This window comes from Streptomyces sp. NPDC102270 (assembly GCF_044766405.1).
GTDB lineage: Bacteria > Actinomycetota > Actinomycetes > Streptomycetales > Streptomycetaceae > Streptomyces.
In genome coordinates this window covers 136037-152450 of sequence record NZ_JBIWLX010000014.1, presented here as the reverse complement: position 1 = coordinate 152450, position 16414 = coordinate 136037, and the positions used below count along the sequence as shown (strand labels likewise).

The following is a 16414-nucleotide window of genomic DNA, read 5'->3' as shown; positions in this document are numbered from 1 at the left end:
TTACGTCGCCCGGTATGCCGTCGCGCGGCTCGCGGGTATGTCCTGCCAGGCGTCCTGGGCACTGGCGTACCGGGGGAAACGCTCCAGCAGACCCGCGGCCCTGAACACGAGACCTGTGCCTGGCCGGTGGTGCACGATGCGCGCCCATCCGAGCCGCTCATGACAGTCCTTCCACGTCGCGCACAGCGGGGCCAGGACGCTGCCGTCCATGAACGTGACATCGCCCAGATCGACGATGAGGAACAGCCGTCCGCTGCCGTGCCGGGCGTCTTCCAGATCACGTGCGAAGGCCGACACGGTCGTCAGATCCAACTCGCCGCCCGCCGTGACCAAACGCAACTCGTCGAACAGGTCGGGATGCGGGCCCATGCGCCCCATCTCCTCCGTCGCTGGAGTGGCTTTCGCCTTGCGCAGAGCCTCAGTTGCGCGGAACGGAACTACACGGAGAGGGCCGGGGTCCCGGGCGCCGTACGACGAGCCTACCGTCGTGGGGAGACCGGACCCGCCCCTTTTCCGGGAATCCATAAGGGCGGTCGAAATTGTCGTCCCGGGTCGGTTCTTGATGAGGTCGAGACTGAAAGGGCGGGGTGGATCTCGGCCGGTGTTTCACTGACCGGTTGGAGAAATGTGAACGCGAACGAGCATCAATCTCCCCGGCGGTTACCTTCTGCGACGCCGGCGGACTCAATGCCTACCGCGCGACATCGGCGCCGCGGAACGGCGGGCGGTGCGCCACGACGGCCCGGACGGTATCCCCTCCCGAAGCCGCTGCCCGTCACCGAGCGGCACGCCCGGATGTTCCGCCACCAAGGCGGCGCAACCAAGGCCGCGCCGCTCCGGCCGAGCCCCTGTCGCCGTGCCGCTACGGCCGTGACACCGCCCCGGTCTCCTCGCGGGCGTGCGGGTACTCCGCCGTGCGGTGCTGGAAGGCGAGCACCTTGGGGTTCTGGACGACACCGCGGCGGATCTCGATGGCGTGCCGGATCGTGTCGTCGGCGTCCCAGCTGTCGGGGCCCCGGAGCACGACGTCCAGATACGGCAGCAGGGCCTCGCTGTTCTCCCAGGTCGCGGAGTTCCACAGGTAGGAGGGGCTGTGGTCCACCGCGTAGTAGCTGACGTGGTCGCCGACGGTGAACATCGGGTCGGCGAAGGTGGTGGGCCGGGCCCAGCCGAAGCCCATGCCCTCGTCGCAGGAGACGTCGATGACCAGCGTGCCGGGGGCCAGCTTGGGGAGGTCCTCGTCGAGCAGGAACATCAACGGCGCGTCGGTGTCCTGCAGCACGCAGTTGACGATGATGTCGTGCCCGGCGAGGAAATCGGCCAGCGGCAGCGGGCCGTCCTCGGTCAGAGCGACACTGCGTCGCGGGTCGAGGGAGTCGTCGGCCTCGTCGTGGTCGAAGTGGACGATCCGCGCGGAGTGGATCGGGGAGCTGACGGCCGTGACGCCACGCGCGGTGAGCACGTCGACGTCGTGCACGCCCAGGGCGTTGAGCGCGGTCACCGCGCCGCGGGCGGTCGCGCCGAAGCCGATGACGACGGCGCGCTGGCGCCGCCCGTAGTCACCGGTCACGCCGGTCAGCTGCATGGCGTGCAGGACCGAGGAGTACCCGGCCAGCTCATTGTTCTTGTGGAAGACGTGCAGGTTGAAGGCGCCGCTGCGGGTCCAGTGGTTCATCGCTTCGAAGGCGATCAGGGTGAGCCGCCGGTCGATGGCGGTCTGGGTGAGTTTCTCGTCCTGGACGCAGTGCGGCCAGCCCCACAGGACCTGCCCCTCACGCAGTTCCGCCAGGTCTTCGCGCAGTGGTTTGGCCAGCAGGATCACATCGCATTCGGCGATGAGTTCCTCGCGGGTACGGAAACCCGCGACAAGCGGGGCGAGCAGGCTGTCGGGGACGCCGAAATGCTCTCCGTAGTTTTCCTGGAGGTAGATCCGCTTGCGGAGACCGGAGTCGACACGGTCGAAATGAGCGGGGTGAAGGGGCAGACGATGCTCGTTTTCCTTGCGGGTCTGCGACATGATTCCGAGCGTGAGCTGCTGCAAAATTCCCCTTTGGTTACTTCCTGTCTAGCACACCGGGGCAATCCGGCAACCCGCTCGTGACGGGCCGGACCAGGGAGACGGCAGGCTCGGGCCGCCGGCGATCACCCGGCTACCATGGTCAGTCACAAGGTTGAAGGGTGGGTGACCTGAGGGACATGCTGAGAGAGGTCACCGCGACCCGCTACGTCGAACCCCTGCGCTCCGGCGGCTCCGTCCCCGGTGTCGTCGAGGCCGACGACCTGGGGACGTACGTCGTGAAGTTCACCGGCTCCGCCCAGGGCCGCAAGGCGCTGGTCGCCGAGGTGATCGTCGGTGAGCTGGCGCGGGCGCTGGGGCTGCGCTTCCCCGAGCTGGTCCTCGTGCGCTTCAACCCGGCGATCGCCGACAGCGAGCCGCACCAGGAGGTGCGGGACCTCCACGCGGCGAGCGCGGGGCTGAACCTCGGCATGGACTATCTGCCGGGCGCGCGCGACTTCACCCCCGAGATCGCGAAGGCCTTCCCCGTGGACCCGCTGGAGGCCGGCCGGATCGTCTGGCTCGACGCGCTCACCGTCAACGTCGACCGTACGGTCCACAGCTCGAACCTGATGGTCTGGCCGACCCTCGGCATCACGCCCCCGCGGCTGTGGCTGATCGACCACGGTGCCGCTCTCGTCTTCCACCACCGCTGGGACGGCACGGACCCGTCGAAGTCCTACGACTTCCGCCATCACGCCCTCGGCCACTACGGCCCCGACGTGCGCGCCGCCGACGCGGAACTCGCGCCCAAGGTGACTCTCGACGTCCTGCACGAGGTCACCGCGGCCGTGCCCGACGCCTGGCTCACCGACTTCGAGACCCCGGCCGAGGCACGCGAGGCCTATGTGACGTATCTCCACGCGCGCGTGGGCGCCTCCGCGTCGTGGCTGCCCACCGACTTCCCCTCCCGGGACGAACTCGCCGCCGAGGAGGCGCGCCGGACGGCGAGAAATCAGCAAGGACGTCCCGCGTGGCTCAAGCAGGTGCCCGACCTGCACGGCAAGCCCGCGGCCGAACAGGATTGGTCGGTGCATCTCGGATGAGTGGCCGCGTCGAGATCGAGTACTGCACCCAGTGCCGCTGGCTGCCCCGCGCGGCCTGGCTGGCGCAGGAACTGCTGACGACCTTCGAGGACGAGCTGACGGAACTGGCGCTGAAGCCCGGCAAGGGCGGGATCTTCGTCGTGCGCGTCGACGACGAGCTCGTCTGGGACCGGCGGGAGCAGGGCTTCCCGGAGCCCACGGCGGTGAAGCAGGCCGTACGCGACCGAGTGGCCCCGGGGAAGTCCCTGGGCCACTCGGACAAGGTCTCTCAGGGGGACGTGAGCCCCTGAGGCGCGTCAGCCCCTGAGCTGCTCGTACGCAGGCAGTGTCAGGAAGTCCGCGTAGTCGTCGTCGAGGGAGACCTGGAGCAGCAGGTCGTGGGCCTGCTGCCAGTGGCCGGCCGCGAAGGCCTCCTCGCCGATCTCCTGGCGGATGTTCGAGAGCTCCTCGGCGGCGACCTTGCGGGCCAGTTCGGGAGTCGCGCGTTCGCCGTTCTCGAACTCGACACCCGCGTTGATCCACTGCCAGATCTGCGAACGGGAGATCTCGGCGGTGGCCGCGTCCTCCATGAGGTTGAAGATGGCCACCGCGCCGAGCCCGCGCAGCCATGCCTCGATGTAACGGATGCCCACCTGGACGGCGTTGACCAGGCCGTTGTACGTCGGCCTGGCCTTCAGCGAGTCGATCGCGATGAGGTCGGCCGCCTCGACGTGGACGTCCTCGCGCAGGCGGTCCTTCTGGTTGGGCCGGTCACCGAGGACCTTGTCGAAGGACTCCATGGCGATCGGCACCAGGTCGGGGTGGGCGACCCAGGAACCGTCGAAACCGTCGGCCGCCTCGCGGTCCTTGTCGGCGCGGACCTTCTCGAAGGCCACCTTGTTCACCTCGGCGTCCCGGCGGGAGGGGATGAACGCCGCCATGCCGCCGATCGCGTGCGCACCGCGCTTGTGGCAGGTGCGGACGAGGAGTTCGGTGTACGCGCGCATGAACGGGGCCGTCATCGTGACGGCGTTGCGGTCCGGCAGGACGAACTTGGCGCCGCCGTCACGGAAGTTCTTGACGATGGAGAACAGGTAGTCCCAGCGGCCCGCGTTCAACCCGGAGGCGTGGTCGCGGAGTTCGTAGAGGATCTCCTCCATCTCGTACGCGGCCGTGATCGTCTCGATCAGGACGGTCGCGCGGATGGTGCCCTGCGGGATGCCGGTGTACTCCTGCGCGAAGACGAACACGTCGTTCCACAGGCGCGCTTCGAGGTGCGACTCGGTCTTGGGGAGGTAGAAGTACGGGCCCTTGCCGAGGTCGAGCAGGCGCTGGGCGTTGTGGAAGAAGTACAGGCCGAAGTCGACGAGGGCGCCCGGGACTTGCACGCCCTCGGCGTCGACCAGGTGTCGTTCGTTCAGGTGCCAGCCGCGCGGGCGCATGACGACCGTGGCGAGCTCTTCGTCGGCCTTGAGCGCGTAGGACTTGCCGGACCTCTCGTCCGTGAAGTCGATGTTCCGGGTGTACGCGTCGGCCAGGTTGACCTGCCCGAGCACGACGTTCTCCCACGTCGGCGCCGAGGCGTCCTCGAAGTCCGCGAGCCACACCCTGGCCCCTGAGTTGAGGGCGTTGATGGTCATCTTGCGGTCGGTGGGACCGGTGATCTCGACCCGACGGTCGTCCAGGGCCGCGGGGGAGGGGGCCACCTTCCACGAGTCGTCCGCGCGGATCGCGGCGGTCTCGGGGAGGAAGTCGAGCGTGGAGGTGCGGGCGATCTCGGCGCGGCGCTCGGCACGGCGGGCGAGGAGCTCGTCACGCCGGGGCGTGAAGCGGCGGTGCAGCTCGGCCACGAAGGCGAGGGCCGCCTCGGTGAGGACCTCGTCCTGCCGCGGCAGGGGCTCGGCGTCGACGATGGCCAGCGGGGACGGCGCTGGTGCGGACATGAGCGGTCACTTCCTTCAGCGGTGGCACCGGGTGCCAGTCGAACCGGGTACGCGAGCGGCGCCCCTCGCAAGGGTAGGGCGCTTCTGAACAGTGGATACTAGTTTCCTCATTGTGGAAGTTCAATGTTTTGTTGATGTCGAGATTCTCCGGGTCGAGCAAGGGTGGCTCTGCGTGCCACCACGTTCACTCAAGGTGCGCCAGATCCCCGGGCGTGTCGATGTCGTACGGCTCGGCCACGTCCCCGCACTCGACGAGCGTGATGATGTCCTGGTGCTCCTTCAGGTAGGCGCGTGCCCCCCGGTCGCCGGTCGCAGTCGCCGCGATCCCGGCCCAGTGCGCGGCGCCGAAGAGCACCGGATGGCCCCGTACACCGTCGTAGGCGGCCGAGACGAGCGAGGTCTCGTCCTCGTACGCGGCGAGCACCCGGCGCACGGCCCGCACCCCGATGCCGGGCTGGTCGACGAGCGAGACCAGCGCCGCCCGCGCCGTCGTTCCGGCGAGCGAGTCGAGCCCGGCCCGCAGCGAGGACCCCATGCCGTCGGCCCACTCCGGGTTCTCCACGAGCACGCAGTCACCGAGCTCGGCCCGCTCCCGTACGACCGCCGCGGCCGCCCCCAGCACCACGTGCACGCGGGTGCAGCCGGCCGCCCGCAGGACACCGACCGCGTGTTCGACGAGCGGGCGGCCCCGGTGTTCCAGCAGTGCCTTGGGCCGCCCGCCCAGTCGCCGCCCGCCGCCCGCGGCCAGCAGTACCGCGGCGACCTGCTGTTCGTTCTCCGTCATGCGTCCTGCATACCTGACGCGCCGGCGTGCGCCGGGTTTCCACGGGCTGAATTTCGGTCCGTACGGTGGCGCGCGGCGTCCCGCGTGGCGTTTACTGACCCGCGTCCCCCGGGGCCCGACCACCGCCGAGGGTCTTCACGACGCCGGGGCGCACGAAGGAGCGCGGGGGAGAGCTGTGTTGCGGAGCTTGGGGCAGAGGCCAGTGACCGGCAGCGACAACGATCCGAGAGTGGCGGAACTGCGGACCGCGGTGTCCCGGCTGCGCCGCGAACTCGCCGCGCACCCGGCCGAGTTCCCCGACCGGGGCATCGCCGAGGACGAACTCTCCGCGCTGGCCGCCATGACGATCGACGGCACGCCCGAAGTCCCGCGACTGCGGCGGTCGTTGCTGCTGATCGCGGGGGCGATCGGGTCGATGAGCGCGCTGTCGCGGGGGCTGACCGATGTGCGCAGGGCGGTGGAGTCGTTCGGGGAGCCGAGGCGCTAGCCCGGGAACGGACCCCGGTGCTCGAACTCCGGGCAGAGCCAGGTCTCCTGGACGAACTCGGTGAGGTCCTGCCAGAGCGCGAAGACGCCGGTAGGGCCATGCTTGCCGTCCACCTGCCGGTAGCGGTCCTCGGTGTCACGGAAGCGCGCCGGCCCCGGCATGAACCCGTTGCCGACCGGGTTGTAGTCGGACCACGCGCACGAGATGCATGCCTTCATCCGAGCCGCCCGCGGCAGCTTGCGCGGGACATCGGTGGTCTGCTCGTCCCGGCCGCGGCGCGGGCCCGCCGGGTCCCCGAGCCGCAGCGCACAGCGCAACACCCCTGGCCGCACGCCGCTTCCCCGCTGCTCGGGCGGCTCGCCGGCCAGGGCGCCGAGGTCGTCCATGGAGTCACTCTCGAAGCGCACGCCCTTGATCGTCGTACGGATCAGCTCCCGCCCGTCCGACTCGAAGACGATCTCCTCCGTGCCGTGCCGGTCGGTGTACCGCCCCGGCCGCACGGCAAGGGCGTCACGCCGGGTTCTGGGTGGCCAGCGCCTCCGACAGTTCCGCGGCCACCTGCTGCAGCATGGGCACGATCTTCGTGGTGGCCGCCTCGGTGACCCGTCCGGCCGGCCCGGAGATGGAAATGGCGGCGGCGGTGGGGGAGTTGGGCACCGAGACCGCGAGGCAGCGGACGCCGATCTCCTGCTCGTTGTCGTCGACCGCGTAGCCCTGGCCGCGCACGTCCTTCAGGGCCGCGAGAAAGCCGTCCGGTGTGGTGATCGTCTTCTCCGTCGCGGCCGGCATACCGGTCCGGGCGAGCAGGGCGCGCACCTCGTCGTCGGGGGTGTTGGCGAGCAGGGCCTTGCCGACGCCCGTTGAGTGAGGCAGGACGCGCCGGCCGACCTCGGTGAACATCCGCATCGAGTGCTTCGACGGCACCTGGGCGACGTAGACGATCTCGTCGCCGTCGAGCAGCGCCATGTTGGCCGTCTCGCCGGTCTCCTCGACCAGGCGGGCGAGGTAGGGGCGGGCCCAGGTGCCGAGCAGCCGGGCGGCCGACTCGCCGAGGCGGATCAGGCGCGGGCCGAGGGCGTAGCGCCGGTTGGGCTGCTGACGGACGTATCCGCAGGACACGAGTGTCCGCATCAGACGGTGGATGGTGGGCAGCGGCAACCCGCTGCTCGCGGCCAGTTCGCTCAGGCCGACCTCTCCGCCCGCGTCCGCCATCCGCTCCAGCAGATCGAAGGCGCGCTCGAGGGACTGGACCCCGCCACCGGCGGACTTGGCGGAGTCGGTGGTGCTGGCGCTGGACGTCGGCACGGCGCGTTCCTTTCGGGGCTGCCTGTCGGGTCTGGGCAGGAGGGCAGAAGCCTACCCGGCAGTCGGTTGACTCCCCGCTGGTGCATGGCTACGTTCTGTCTGTCGGAATACTAATTCCGCTTTGCGGAAACGTCCAGAGTGTCGGCGCAGGGTGCACTGTGAGGAAGTGTGCCCTTGACGGCGCTCGACCGGGAGTGAAGACTCCTTCAACAGAAAGTTGAATTCCGTTACGCGGAAGTTAACGGCGGCAGAGAGGGGTCCGGGTGTCCAACGCCGAACTGGTGCTGCGCTCGACGCGCGTCATCACACCCGAGGGGACGCGGCCCGCGTCGGTCGCGGTCGCCAACGGGAAGATCGTCGCCGTACTGCCGTACGAGGCTCCGGTCCCCGGGACCGCCCGCCTGGAGGACCTCGGCGACGACGTCCTGCTGCCCGGCCTCGTCGACACGCATGTGCACGTCAATGACCCCGGCCGCACCGAGTGGGAGGGCTTCTGGACCGCCACGCGCGCGGCGGCGGCCGGCGGCATCACCACCCTCGTGGACATGCCACTCAACTCCCTCCCGCCCACCACGACGGTCGACCACCTCCGTGCCAAGCAGGAGGTCGCCGCCGACAAGGCCCACATCGACGTCGGCTTCTGGGGCGGCGCGCTGCCCGACAACGTCAAGGACCTGCGCCCGCTGCACGAGTCGGGCGTCTTCGGCTTCAAGGCTTTCCTGTCCCCGTCCGGCGTGGAGGAGTTCCCGCATCTCGACCAGGACGGGCTCGCCCGGTCGCTGGCCGAGATCGCCTCCTTCGGGGGGCTGCTGATCGTGCACGCCGAGGACCCGCACCACCTGGAGGCCGCCCCGCAGCAGCCCGGTCCCCGGTACGCGGACTTCCTGGCGTCCCGTCCGCGCGACGCCGAGGACACGGCGATCGCCCAACTCATCGCCCAGGCGAAGCGGCTGGACGCGCGCGTGCACGTGCTTCACCTGTCGTCGAGCGACGCGCTCCCGCTGATCGCCCGGGCGAAGGCGGAGGGCGTCCGCATCACCGTCGAGACCTGCCCCCACTACCTCACCCTGACCGCCGAGGAAGTCCCGGACGGCGCCAGCGAGTTCAAGTGCTGCCCGCCCATCCGTGAGTCCGCCAACCAGGACCTGCTCTGGCAGGCGCTGGCCGACGGCACCATCGACTGCGTGGTCACCGACCACTCCCCGTCCACGGCCGACCTCAAGACGGACGACTTCGCCACCGCGTGGGGCGGCATCTCGGGCCTCCAGCTGAGCCTGGCGGCGGTCTGGACGGAGGCGCGCAGGCGCGGTCACTCGCTGGACGACGTGGTCCGCTGGATGTCCGCGCGGACCTCCCAACTGGTCGGCCTGGACCGCAAGGGCACCATCGAGGCCGGCCGCGACGCCGACTTCGCGGTCCTCGCACCCGACGAGACCTTCACCGTCGACCCGGCGGCCCTCCAGCACCGCAACCGTGTCACGGCGTACGCGGGCAGGACCCTGTACGGCGTCGTGAAGTCGACCTGGCTGCGCGGCGAACGCATCGTGGCGAACGGGGAGTTCACGGCTCCCCGGGGTCAACTTCTCATCCGTACGCCCTGATCCACCCGCACCGGCAACTCCAGAAAGGCACATGGACGTGACGGCGATTCCCAGCTTCACCGGCGACGCGAACCCGTACGGGGGCGGTGACCCGTACGCGGACTACCGCACCGCGGACTTCCCCTTCACCCAGTACGCCAACCTCGCCGCACGGAGCCTCGGCGCCGGAGTCATCGCCGCCAACGACGAGTTCTTCGCCCAGCGCGAGAACCTGCTGATGCCCGAGCGGGCCGAGTTCGACCCCGAGCACTTCGGGCACAAGGGCAAGATCATGGACGGCTGGGAGACGCGGCGCCGCCGGGGCGCCTCGGCCGACCACCCCTGGCCCACGGCGGAGGACCACGACTGGGCGCTGGTACGTCTGGGCGCGCCCGGGGTCGTCCGGGGAATCGTCGTCGATACGGCACACTTCCGCGGCAACTATCCGCAGGCGGTGTCGGTCGAAGGCACGTCCGTGGCAGGTTCCCCGTCCCCGGCGGAACTGCTGGGCGACGGCGTGAAGTGGACGACGCTCGTTCCGCGGACGCCGGTCGGCGGCCACGCCGCGAACGGCTTCTCCGTGTCGCTGGAACAGCGCTTCACGCACCTGCGGGTCAACCAGCACCCCGACGGCGGCATCGCCCGCCTGCGCGTGTACGGCGAGGTCGTCCCCGACCCCGCGTGGCTGGAGATCCTCGGCACCTTCGACGTGGTCGCGCTGGAGAACGGCGGCCAGGCGGAGGACGCGTCCAACCTCTTCTACTCGCCGGCGTCGAACACCATCCAGCCGGGCCGCTCCCGCAAGATGGACGACGGTTGGGAGACCCGCCGCCGTCGTGACCAGGGCAACGACTGGATCCGCTACCGGCTGGTGGCCCAGTCCCAGATCCGCGCGATCGAGATCGACACGGCGTATCTGAAGGGGAACAGCGCGGGCTGGGCGTCGGTGTCGGTCCGCGACGGCGAGGGGGGCGACTGGCGGGAGATCCTCCCGCGCACCCGTCTCCAGCCCGACACGAACCACCGCTTCGTGCTGCCGGCCCCCGCGGTGGGCACGCACGCGCGCGTGGACATCTTCCCGGACGGGGGGATCTCGCGGCTGCGACTGTTCGGCTCGCTGACCGAGAGCGGCGCGACGGCGCTGTCGGCGAGGCACCAGGAGCTGGGCGGCTGAGGCGGTCCCCCGGGGGACAACTCCTCCGGGGGTAGAAGCGGCGGGGGCGAGAAGTGGGCGGCTCCCTCATGCCGCCGGGCTACCTCACGCCGTGGCCTACCTCACGCCGCGTGCCCCCCGTCCACGGAGAACTCCGCCCCGGTGACGTACTCCGCGTCCGCCAGATACGCCACCATCGAGGCCACTTCCTCCGCCGTCCCGAACCGTCCCGCCGCGGTCAGGGCGGCCTGCCCCGCCGCGAACGGCCCGTCCCCCGGATTCATGTCCGTGTCGATGGGCCCGGGATGCACGATGTTCGCCGTGATGCCCCGCGGGCCGAGCTCACGCGCGAGGGCCTTCGTCAGCCCGATCAGCGCCGACTTGCTCGTCGCGTACAGTGTTCCGCCGGGGCCGGGCACCCGCTGGGTCATACAGCTCCCGATGGTGATGATCCGTCCCCCGTCCCGCATCCGGGCGGCCGCCGCCTGAGAGGCCAGGAACACCCCGCGCACGTTCACGGCCAGGACCCGGTCGACGTCCGCCAGAGACAGCTCGCCCAACGGACCGAGCACTCCCACGCCCGCGTTGTTCACCAGGACGTCCAGCCCACCGAGCACCTCCGCCGTACGCAGAACCGCCCCCGCCGCCTCCTCGGAGTCCGCGGAGTCCGCCCGCAGGGCGACGGCCCGCCGCCCCAGCGCCTCGACCCGCCGTACGACGTCCGAGGCCGCCTCCTTGCCCTCCACATACGTCACGGCCACGTCGGCGCCCTCCCGCGCCAGCCGCACCGCCGTGGCCGCACCGATCCCCCGGCTGCCCCCGGTGACGAGCGCGACCTTGCCCTTGAGAGTTCCACAAGTCGTTGTCATGACCCCCATCGAAGTGGCCCGGCCCCCGAACCGCTGGCGGCCGACGGACACGGTCCTCGGCCGGCCCACCGATGAGTTGCGGGCGCGGGCGCCGTCTGAGCTGATGACAACAGCTGATGACAGCAGATCCCAGCGCAGAGAGAAGGCACCCGCCATAGGCAAGCTCGTCTCCCAGATCTTCGTCACCCTCGACGGCGTCTACCAGGCCCCCGGCGGTCAGGAGGAGGACCGCAGCGACGGCTTCGAACAGGGCGGCTGGGTCGTCCCGTACGACGACGAGGACTTCGGCCGGTTCGTCGACGAGGTCTTCGGCAACGGCGGCGCATTCCTCGGGCCGCCGTACGTACGACATCTTCGCCGAGTTCTGGCCCAAGGTGACCGATCCGGCCAGCCCCGTCGCCGCCCATCTCAACGCCCCGCCCAAGTACGTCGTCTCCACCACCCTCACCGACCCCAGCTGGCACGGCACCACCGTGATCGGCGGCGACCTCGCCAAGGAGGTCACCGCCCTCAAGGAGGTCACCGACGGCGAGCTCCAGGTGCACGCAGCGGCGCACTCCTCCAGTCCCTGCTGGACCTCGGCCTCGTCGACACGCTCCACCTGATCACGTTCCCGGTGGTTCTCGGCGCGGGCCGCCGGCTCTTCCTGGAGGGCGCCACCCCGACCGCCCTCCGGCACACGGGCGTACGGATCACCTCCACGGGCGTCTCCATCCAGTCGTACGACCTCGCGGGCCGCCCGGAACACGGCTCCTTCGCCCCCCCCGAGAGCCCTGACCACCCGGCCGCCGCCCGGAGTTCGTGAAGACGCCGGGCGGCAGGTTAACTCCCTGAAAACTCCTCGGACTTGCCGGGAAAATCCACAGAGTTGTCATTGACATGCCACTGTCTACGCGCGTCATCATGGAGGGCATGAGATTCCCCCCACGGATCACTCGCATCGGCGCCACGGTCGCCGTCCTGTCCGCCCTCCTCGTCGGCGGCACCGTCACCACCGCGACCCCGGCCGCCGCCGCGGTCGGCACCATCTGTTACACCAGGCTGCCCTCCCAGGCGCACGACACCCTGGACCTGATCGAGCAGGGTGGCCCCTACCCCTACTCCCAGGACGGCGTCGTCTTCCAGAACCGGGAAGGCGTCCTGCCAAGCCAGTCGACCGGCTACTACCACGAGTACACGGTGATCACCCCGGGCTCCTCCACGCGCGGAGCGCGCCGGATCGTCACCGGGGAGAAGAGCCAGGAGGACTACTACACGGCCGACCACTACGCCACGTTCAACCTGGTCGACTTCGGCTGCTGACAGCGCCCTGTCAGCCGGATCTCCGGCTCTCCGCGGCGGCGAACAGCGCGAACGCCAGCACGATCAGGGCGATGCTCGCGTAGACCTCGTAGCCGTCCAGGAAACCGATCCGCTGGACGAGGCCGACGTGCCAGTCGGTGAGTTCGTGCAGCAGACCCATACCGCCCTGCACCAGGGCGAGGAAACCGAGCAGTTCCAGCAGTTGCTTCATGCGTAGACCCTCGCCCCGCGGACCCCCCACGTACATCGGCCGCGGGGCGAGCCCCGTACCCCGGAAGCATCGGAGCTACGAGGCCGTCCGCGCCGAAAGTCGTCGGTGCCGCGACTTTGGTCGCCGATCCCCGTCGCGGGGAGGCGTCCTGGGCTTCTCACTGCGTAGATTTGTCGACCGTGAGCGGCGACGAGACGGTACCCGGAACCCCGGCCTTCCCCGGCCGGCGCTGGCTGATGCCGTCCGCGGTGATCCACGAGTTCGACTCCGCCGACGCGCGGCCCGGACGGCGGCCCCGGCGCACCGCGCGCGACTGGATCGTCGACTTCTCCTGCTTCCTCCTGGCCGTCCTCATCGGCATGATCGCCGCGGACGCGGTGGGCGACAACCCGCATGTGTCACACACCGCGGCCACCCTCGACCAGCTGCTCGGCGCCGTCGCCTGCGCCGCCGTGTGGCTGCGCCGCCGTTGGCCGCTGGGCCTCGCCCTGGGCACCATCCCGCTCGGCGTCCTCTCGGACACCGCCGGCGGCGCCTGCATGATCGCCGTCTTCACCCTCGCCGTACACCGCCCCTTCCGGTACGTCGCCTGGGTGGGCGGCATCAACATCGCCATGGTCCCGCTCACCCTCCGGCTGCGGCCCGACGCGGACCTGCCCTACCTCGTCTCCGTCGTCCTCACCGGGGTGCTGGTCGCCGCGATCGTCGGCTGGGGCCTTCTGGTGCGGGCCAAACGGCAGCTCATGTTCAGCCTGCGCGACCGCGCCCGGCGCGCCGAGACCGAGGCGCGACTGCGGGCCGAGCAGGCGCAACGGCTCGCCCGTGAGGCCATCGCGCGCGAGATGCACGACGTCCTCGCGCACCGGCTGACCCTGCTCAGCGTCCACGCGGGCGCCCTGGAGTTCCGGCCGGACGCGCCCCAGGAGGAGGTCGCCCGGGCGGCCGGCGTCATCCGCGAGAGCGCGCACGAGGCACTCCAGGACCTCAGGGAGATCATCGGCGTGCTGCGGGCCGCGGACCACGACGACACGGGCCGCCCCCAGCCGACCCTCGCCGCGCTCGACACCCTGGTCGCCGAGTCCCGTGAGGCCGGCATGAAGGTCGTCCTCGACAGCCGGGTCACCGACCCCGACGCCGTGCCCGCCTCGGTGGGCCGCACCGCCTACCGCATCGCCCAGGAGAGCCTCACCAACGCCCGCAAGCACGCCCCCGGCACGGAGGTCACGGTCACCGTCACCGGCGGCCCTGGCGAAGGCCTCGTCGTGACCGTCCGGAACCCTCCGCCCGACGGTGAGGTGCCGCGGGTCCCCGGCTCCGGCCAGGGCCTGATCGGCCTCACCGAGCGCGCGACGCTCGCCGGGGGACGGCTGGAGCACGGGGTGGAGAGGGACGGGGCGTTCGGGGTGCGGGCGTGGCTGCCGTGGGGGTGACGGTCCAAGGTGTCGTCCGTGGTGTCCTCAGTGGTGCAACTCGCCCGCCCGCAAGGGTGATTGCGCCCCGCCTCCGCGTGATTACGTAAGGCCCATGACTGTGATCAGAGTGCTCCTCGTCGACGACGACCCCCTGGTGCGGGCCGGCCTGTCCCTGATGATGGGCGGCGCCGAGGACATCGAGATCGTCGGAGAGGCGGCGGACGGCACCGAGGTCGAGGGCGCCGTCGACCGGACCCGCCCGGACGTCGTCCTCATGGACATCCGGATGCCGGCGGTGGACGGCCTCACGGCCACGGAGCAGCTGCGCGCCCGGCCCGACGCCCCGCAGGTCGTCGTCCTGACCACCTTCCACGCCGACGAGCAGGTCCTGCGCGCCCTGCGCGCGGGCGCGGCCGGATTCGTCCTCAAGGACACCCCGCCCGCCGAGATCCTCGCCGCAGTCCGCCGCGTCGCGGCCGGCGATCCCGTCCTGTCACCCGCCGTCACCCGCCAGCTGATGCAGCACGCGGCCGGCACCGCAGCCGACACCCGACGGGCACGCGCGCGTGAGCGCGTCGCCGCACTCAACGACCGCGAACGCGAGGTGGCCGTCGCCGTCGGCCAGGGACTGTCCAACGCCGAGATCGCCGCCGCCCTCTACATGAGCGTCGCCACCGTCAAGACCCACGTCTCCCGGGTCCTCGCCAAGCTCGACCTCAACAACCGGGTGCAGATCGCATTGCTGGCGTACGACGCGGGACTGCTGGAGCAGTCCGCAGAATCCGAGCGGGACGGACACTAGGCGCGGGCCTTGGGCGTTGACGGTGTGAAGGGGGAGCTCATGACCGAAGCAGTGATCGATCTGGGGGAGTACGGCGACGCGTTCCGTGTCGATCCGCACCCCGTGTACGCCGAGTTGCGCGGACTCGGCCCCGTCCACCGGGTGCGACCGCCCGGCTCCGAAGCCGACTACTCGACCTGGCTCGTCGTCGGGCACGAGGAGGCGCGCGCGGCCCTCGCCGACCCGAGGCTGTCCAAGGACGGCCGCAGGATCGGCATGGTGTTCGACGACGAGGCGCTGATCGGCCGCCATCTGCTCGGCAGCGACCCGCCCGAGCACACCCGGCTGCGCGGCTTGGTCTCCCGCGCCTTCACCATGCGCCGCATCGAGCAACTGCGGCCCAGGATCCAGCAGATCACCGACGACCTCCTCGACGCGATGCTGCCGCACGGCCGCGCAGACCTGGTGCAGTACCTCGCCTATCCGCTGCCGATCACCGTGATCTGCGAGCTCCTCGGCGTACCCGAGATGGACCGCACCGAGTTCCGGAAGCTGTCCACGGAGGTCGTGGCACCCACCAGCGCGGAGAGTTCGTACGACGCCGTCGCGCGCCTCGGCGAGTACCTGACGGAGCTCATCGAGGACAAGCGGTGCGCCGGCCCCAGTGACGACCTGCTCGGCGACCTCATCCGCACCACCGCCGAGGACGGCGACCGGCTCTCCCCCTCGGAACTGCGCGGCATGGCCTTCCTGCTGCTGATCGCGGGCCACGAGACCACGGTCAACCTCATCACCAACGGCGTGCACGCCCTGCTCTCCCACCCGGACCAACTCGCCGCACTGCGCGCCGACACGAGCCTCGTCGACGGCGCGGTCGAGGAGACGCTGCGCTATGAGGGCCCGGTGGAGAACGCGACGTTCCGGTACGCCGCCGAGCCCCAGGAGATAGCGGGACGGGCCATAGCCAAGGGCGACCCGGTGATGATCTGCCTGAGCGCGGCCGACCGCGACGACTCCCGCTACCCGGCCCCGGACCGCTTCGACATCCGCCGGGACCCCCGCGGCCACCTCGCGTTCGGCCACGGCATCCACTACTGCCTGGGCGCCCCGCTGGCCCGCCTGGAGGCCCGCACGGCGATCCGGACCCTGCTGGACCGCGCCCCCGCCCTCGCCCTCGACGGACCCGCGGGGGAGTGGCTGCCGGGGATGCTGATCAGGGGGGTACGGAGCCTGCCGGTGCGGTGGTAGTCGGCCCGGCCGGGGTGAGGTCGGCAGGGCGTCGTGGGATGCGCTCGGGTGGGTGTCACGGGGCGTGGTCCGGGGCGTGTCGGGTTGCGGTGGTGCGCGGCTCGGCCGGGATGCGGTCAGCAGGGCGTCGCGGAATGCGGTCCCCTGGGCCTGGCAGGGTGCGATCCGGTGGGCGTGAAGGACGGGCCCAGTGGGCGCGACAGGCTCACAACCCGGCCCCGGTGGGCGTCAAGGGGCGCCGCCCGGGGTTCCACAGGT

Annotated in this window: 17 protein-coding genes and 1 pseudogene; 10 read left to right on the top strand and 8 right to left on the bottom strand. The window is 70.8% G+C overall.

Features of this window, described 5'->3' with window-relative positions; translation table 11 throughout:
- A complete protein-coding gene (locus ACIRP7_RS29125) occupies nt 1–369 on the bottom strand; it encodes an STAS domain-containing protein (RefSeq protein WP_403665224.1) in 369 nt (122 codons plus the stop codon).
- A gap of 493 nt (nt 370–862) precedes the next feature.
- Nucleotides 863–2041, bottom strand: a complete 1179-nt coding sequence (locus tag ACIRP7_RS29120; protein WP_403665222.1) for a N(5)-(carboxyethyl)ornithine synthase — start codon at nt 2039–2041, stop codon at nt 863–865.
- Nucleotides 2042–2196: 155 nt separating this feature from the next.
- Here ACIRP7_RS29120 and ACIRP7_RS29115 point away from each other — a divergent pair, with 155 nt between their 5' ends.
- Nucleotides 2197–3102 carry a HipA family kinase gene (locus ACIRP7_RS29115; RefSeq protein ID WP_403665502.1) on the top strand — a complete coding sequence of 302 codons (906 nt, stop codon included), beginning with the start codon at nt 2197–2199 and terminating at the stop codon, nt 3100–3102.
- A complete protein-coding gene (locus ACIRP7_RS29110; protein ID WP_403665220.1) occupies nt 3099–3392 on the top strand; it encodes a SelT/SelW/SelH family protein in 294 nt (97 codons plus the stop codon). The genes ACIRP7_RS29115 and ACIRP7_RS29110 overlap by 4 nt, the downstream gene beginning before the upstream one ends.
- 6 nt (nt 3393–3398) lie before the next feature.
- Here ACIRP7_RS29110 and aceB read toward each other — a convergent pair whose 3' ends face one another.
- Together aceB and ACIRP7_RS29100 are read right to left on the bottom strand one after the other, a co-directional pair.
- Nucleotides 3399–5024 carry a malate synthase A gene (gene aceB, locus ACIRP7_RS29105; protein WP_403665218.1) on the bottom strand — a complete coding sequence of 542 codons (1626 nt, stop codon included), beginning with the start codon at nt 5022–5024 and terminating at the stop codon, nt 3399–3401.
- Nucleotides 5025–5208: 184 nt separating this feature from the next.
- On the bottom strand, nt 5209–5808 hold the full coding sequence (locus tag ACIRP7_RS29100; RefSeq protein WP_403665216.1) for an NTP transferase domain-containing protein: 600 nt from the start codon (nt 5806–5808) through the stop codon (nt 5209–5211).
- Nucleotides 5809–6010: 202 nt separating this feature from the next.
- Between ACIRP7_RS29100 and ACIRP7_RS29095 the strand changes: the two genes are divergently transcribed.
- A complete protein-coding gene (locus ACIRP7_RS29095; RefSeq protein ID WP_403665214.1) occupies nt 6011–6295 on the top strand; it encodes a DUF5955 family protein in 285 nt (94 codons plus the stop codon).
- On the opposite strand, the gene ACIRP7_RS29090 is transcribed toward ACIRP7_RS29095, so the two are convergent.
- Complete coding sequence (locus tag ACIRP7_RS29090; protein WP_403665212.1) at nt 6292–6795, bottom strand: DUF6304 family protein; 504 nt, start codon at nt 6793–6795, stop codon at nt 6292–6294. The two genes, ACIRP7_RS29095 and ACIRP7_RS29090, sit on opposite strands and share 4 nt — an antisense overlap.
- A 10-nt stretch (nt 6796–6805) precedes the next feature.
- Entirely contained in the window at nt 6806–7600 is a 795-nt protein-coding gene (locus ACIRP7_RS29085; protein ID WP_403665210.1) for an IclR family transcriptional regulator, read from the bottom strand.
- A gap of 263 nt (nt 7601–7863) precedes the next feature.
- Here ACIRP7_RS29085 and allB point away from each other — a divergent pair, with 263 nt between their 5' ends.
- On the top strand, nt 7864–9201 hold the full coding sequence (gene allB / locus ACIRP7_RS29080; protein ID WP_403665208.1) for an allantoinase AllB: 1338 nt from the start codon (nt 7864–7866) through the stop codon (nt 9199–9201).
- A 37-nt stretch (nt 9202–9238) separates the two neighbouring features.
- On the top strand, nt 9239–10354 hold the full coding sequence (gene alc, locus ACIRP7_RS29075) for an allantoicase (protein ID WP_403665206.1): 1116 nt from the start codon (nt 9239–9241) through the stop codon (nt 10352–10354).
- Between the two features lie 101 nt (nt 10355–10455).
- On the opposite strand, the gene ACIRP7_RS29070 is transcribed toward alc, so the two are convergent.
- Nucleotides 10456–11211, bottom strand: a complete 756-nt coding sequence (locus ACIRP7_RS29070) for a 3-oxoacyl-ACP reductase family protein (protein WP_403665204.1) — start codon at nt 11209–11211, stop codon at nt 10456–10458.
- 145 nt (nt 11212–11356) lie between these two features.
- Here ACIRP7_RS29070 and ACIRP7_RS29065 point away from each other — a divergent pair.
- Both ACIRP7_RS29065 and ACIRP7_RS29060 read left to right on the top strand, forming a co-directional pair.
- Nucleotides 11357–12007, top strand: a pseudogene (locus ACIRP7_RS29065) (dihydrofolate reductase family protein).
- Between the two features lie 107 nt (nt 12008–12114).
- A complete protein-coding gene (locus tag ACIRP7_RS29060; RefSeq protein ID WP_403665202.1) occupies nt 12115–12504 on the top strand; it encodes a ribonuclease domain-containing protein in 390 nt (129 codons plus the stop codon).
- Between the two features lie 10 nt (nt 12505–12514).
- Here ACIRP7_RS29060 and ACIRP7_RS29055 read toward each other — a convergent pair whose 3' ends face one another.
- On the bottom strand, nt 12515–12715 hold the full coding sequence (locus ACIRP7_RS29055; RefSeq protein ID WP_403665200.1) for a hypothetical protein: 201 nt from the start codon (nt 12713–12715) through the stop codon (nt 12515–12517).
- 170 nt (nt 12716–12885) lie between these two features.
- On the opposite strand from ACIRP7_RS29055, the gene ACIRP7_RS29050 reads away from it, so the two are divergent.
- The 3 genes from ACIRP7_RS29050 to ACIRP7_RS29040 all read left to right on the top strand — a co-directional run bounded on the left by ACIRP7_RS29050 (nt 12886) and on the right by ACIRP7_RS29040 (nt 16156).
- The gene (locus tag ACIRP7_RS29050) at nt 12886–14145 is read left to right on the top strand and encodes a sensor histidine kinase (RefSeq protein ID WP_403665198.1); all 1260 of its coding nucleotides are present in this window, start codon (nt 12886–12888) and stop codon (nt 14143–14145) included.
- A gap of 94 nt (nt 14146–14239) precedes the next feature.
- On the top strand, nt 14240–14929 hold the full coding sequence (locus tag ACIRP7_RS29045) for a response regulator (RefSeq protein WP_403665196.1): 690 nt from the start codon (nt 14240–14242) through the stop codon (nt 14927–14929).
- A gap of 39 nt (nt 14930–14968) precedes the next feature.
- Nucleotides 14969–16156 (top strand): cytochrome P450, encoded by a 1188-nt coding sequence (locus ACIRP7_RS29040; RefSeq protein ID WP_403665194.1) that lies wholly within the window; start codon nt 14969–14971, stop codon nt 16154–16156.
- Nucleotides 16157–16414: the final 258 nt, after the last annotated feature.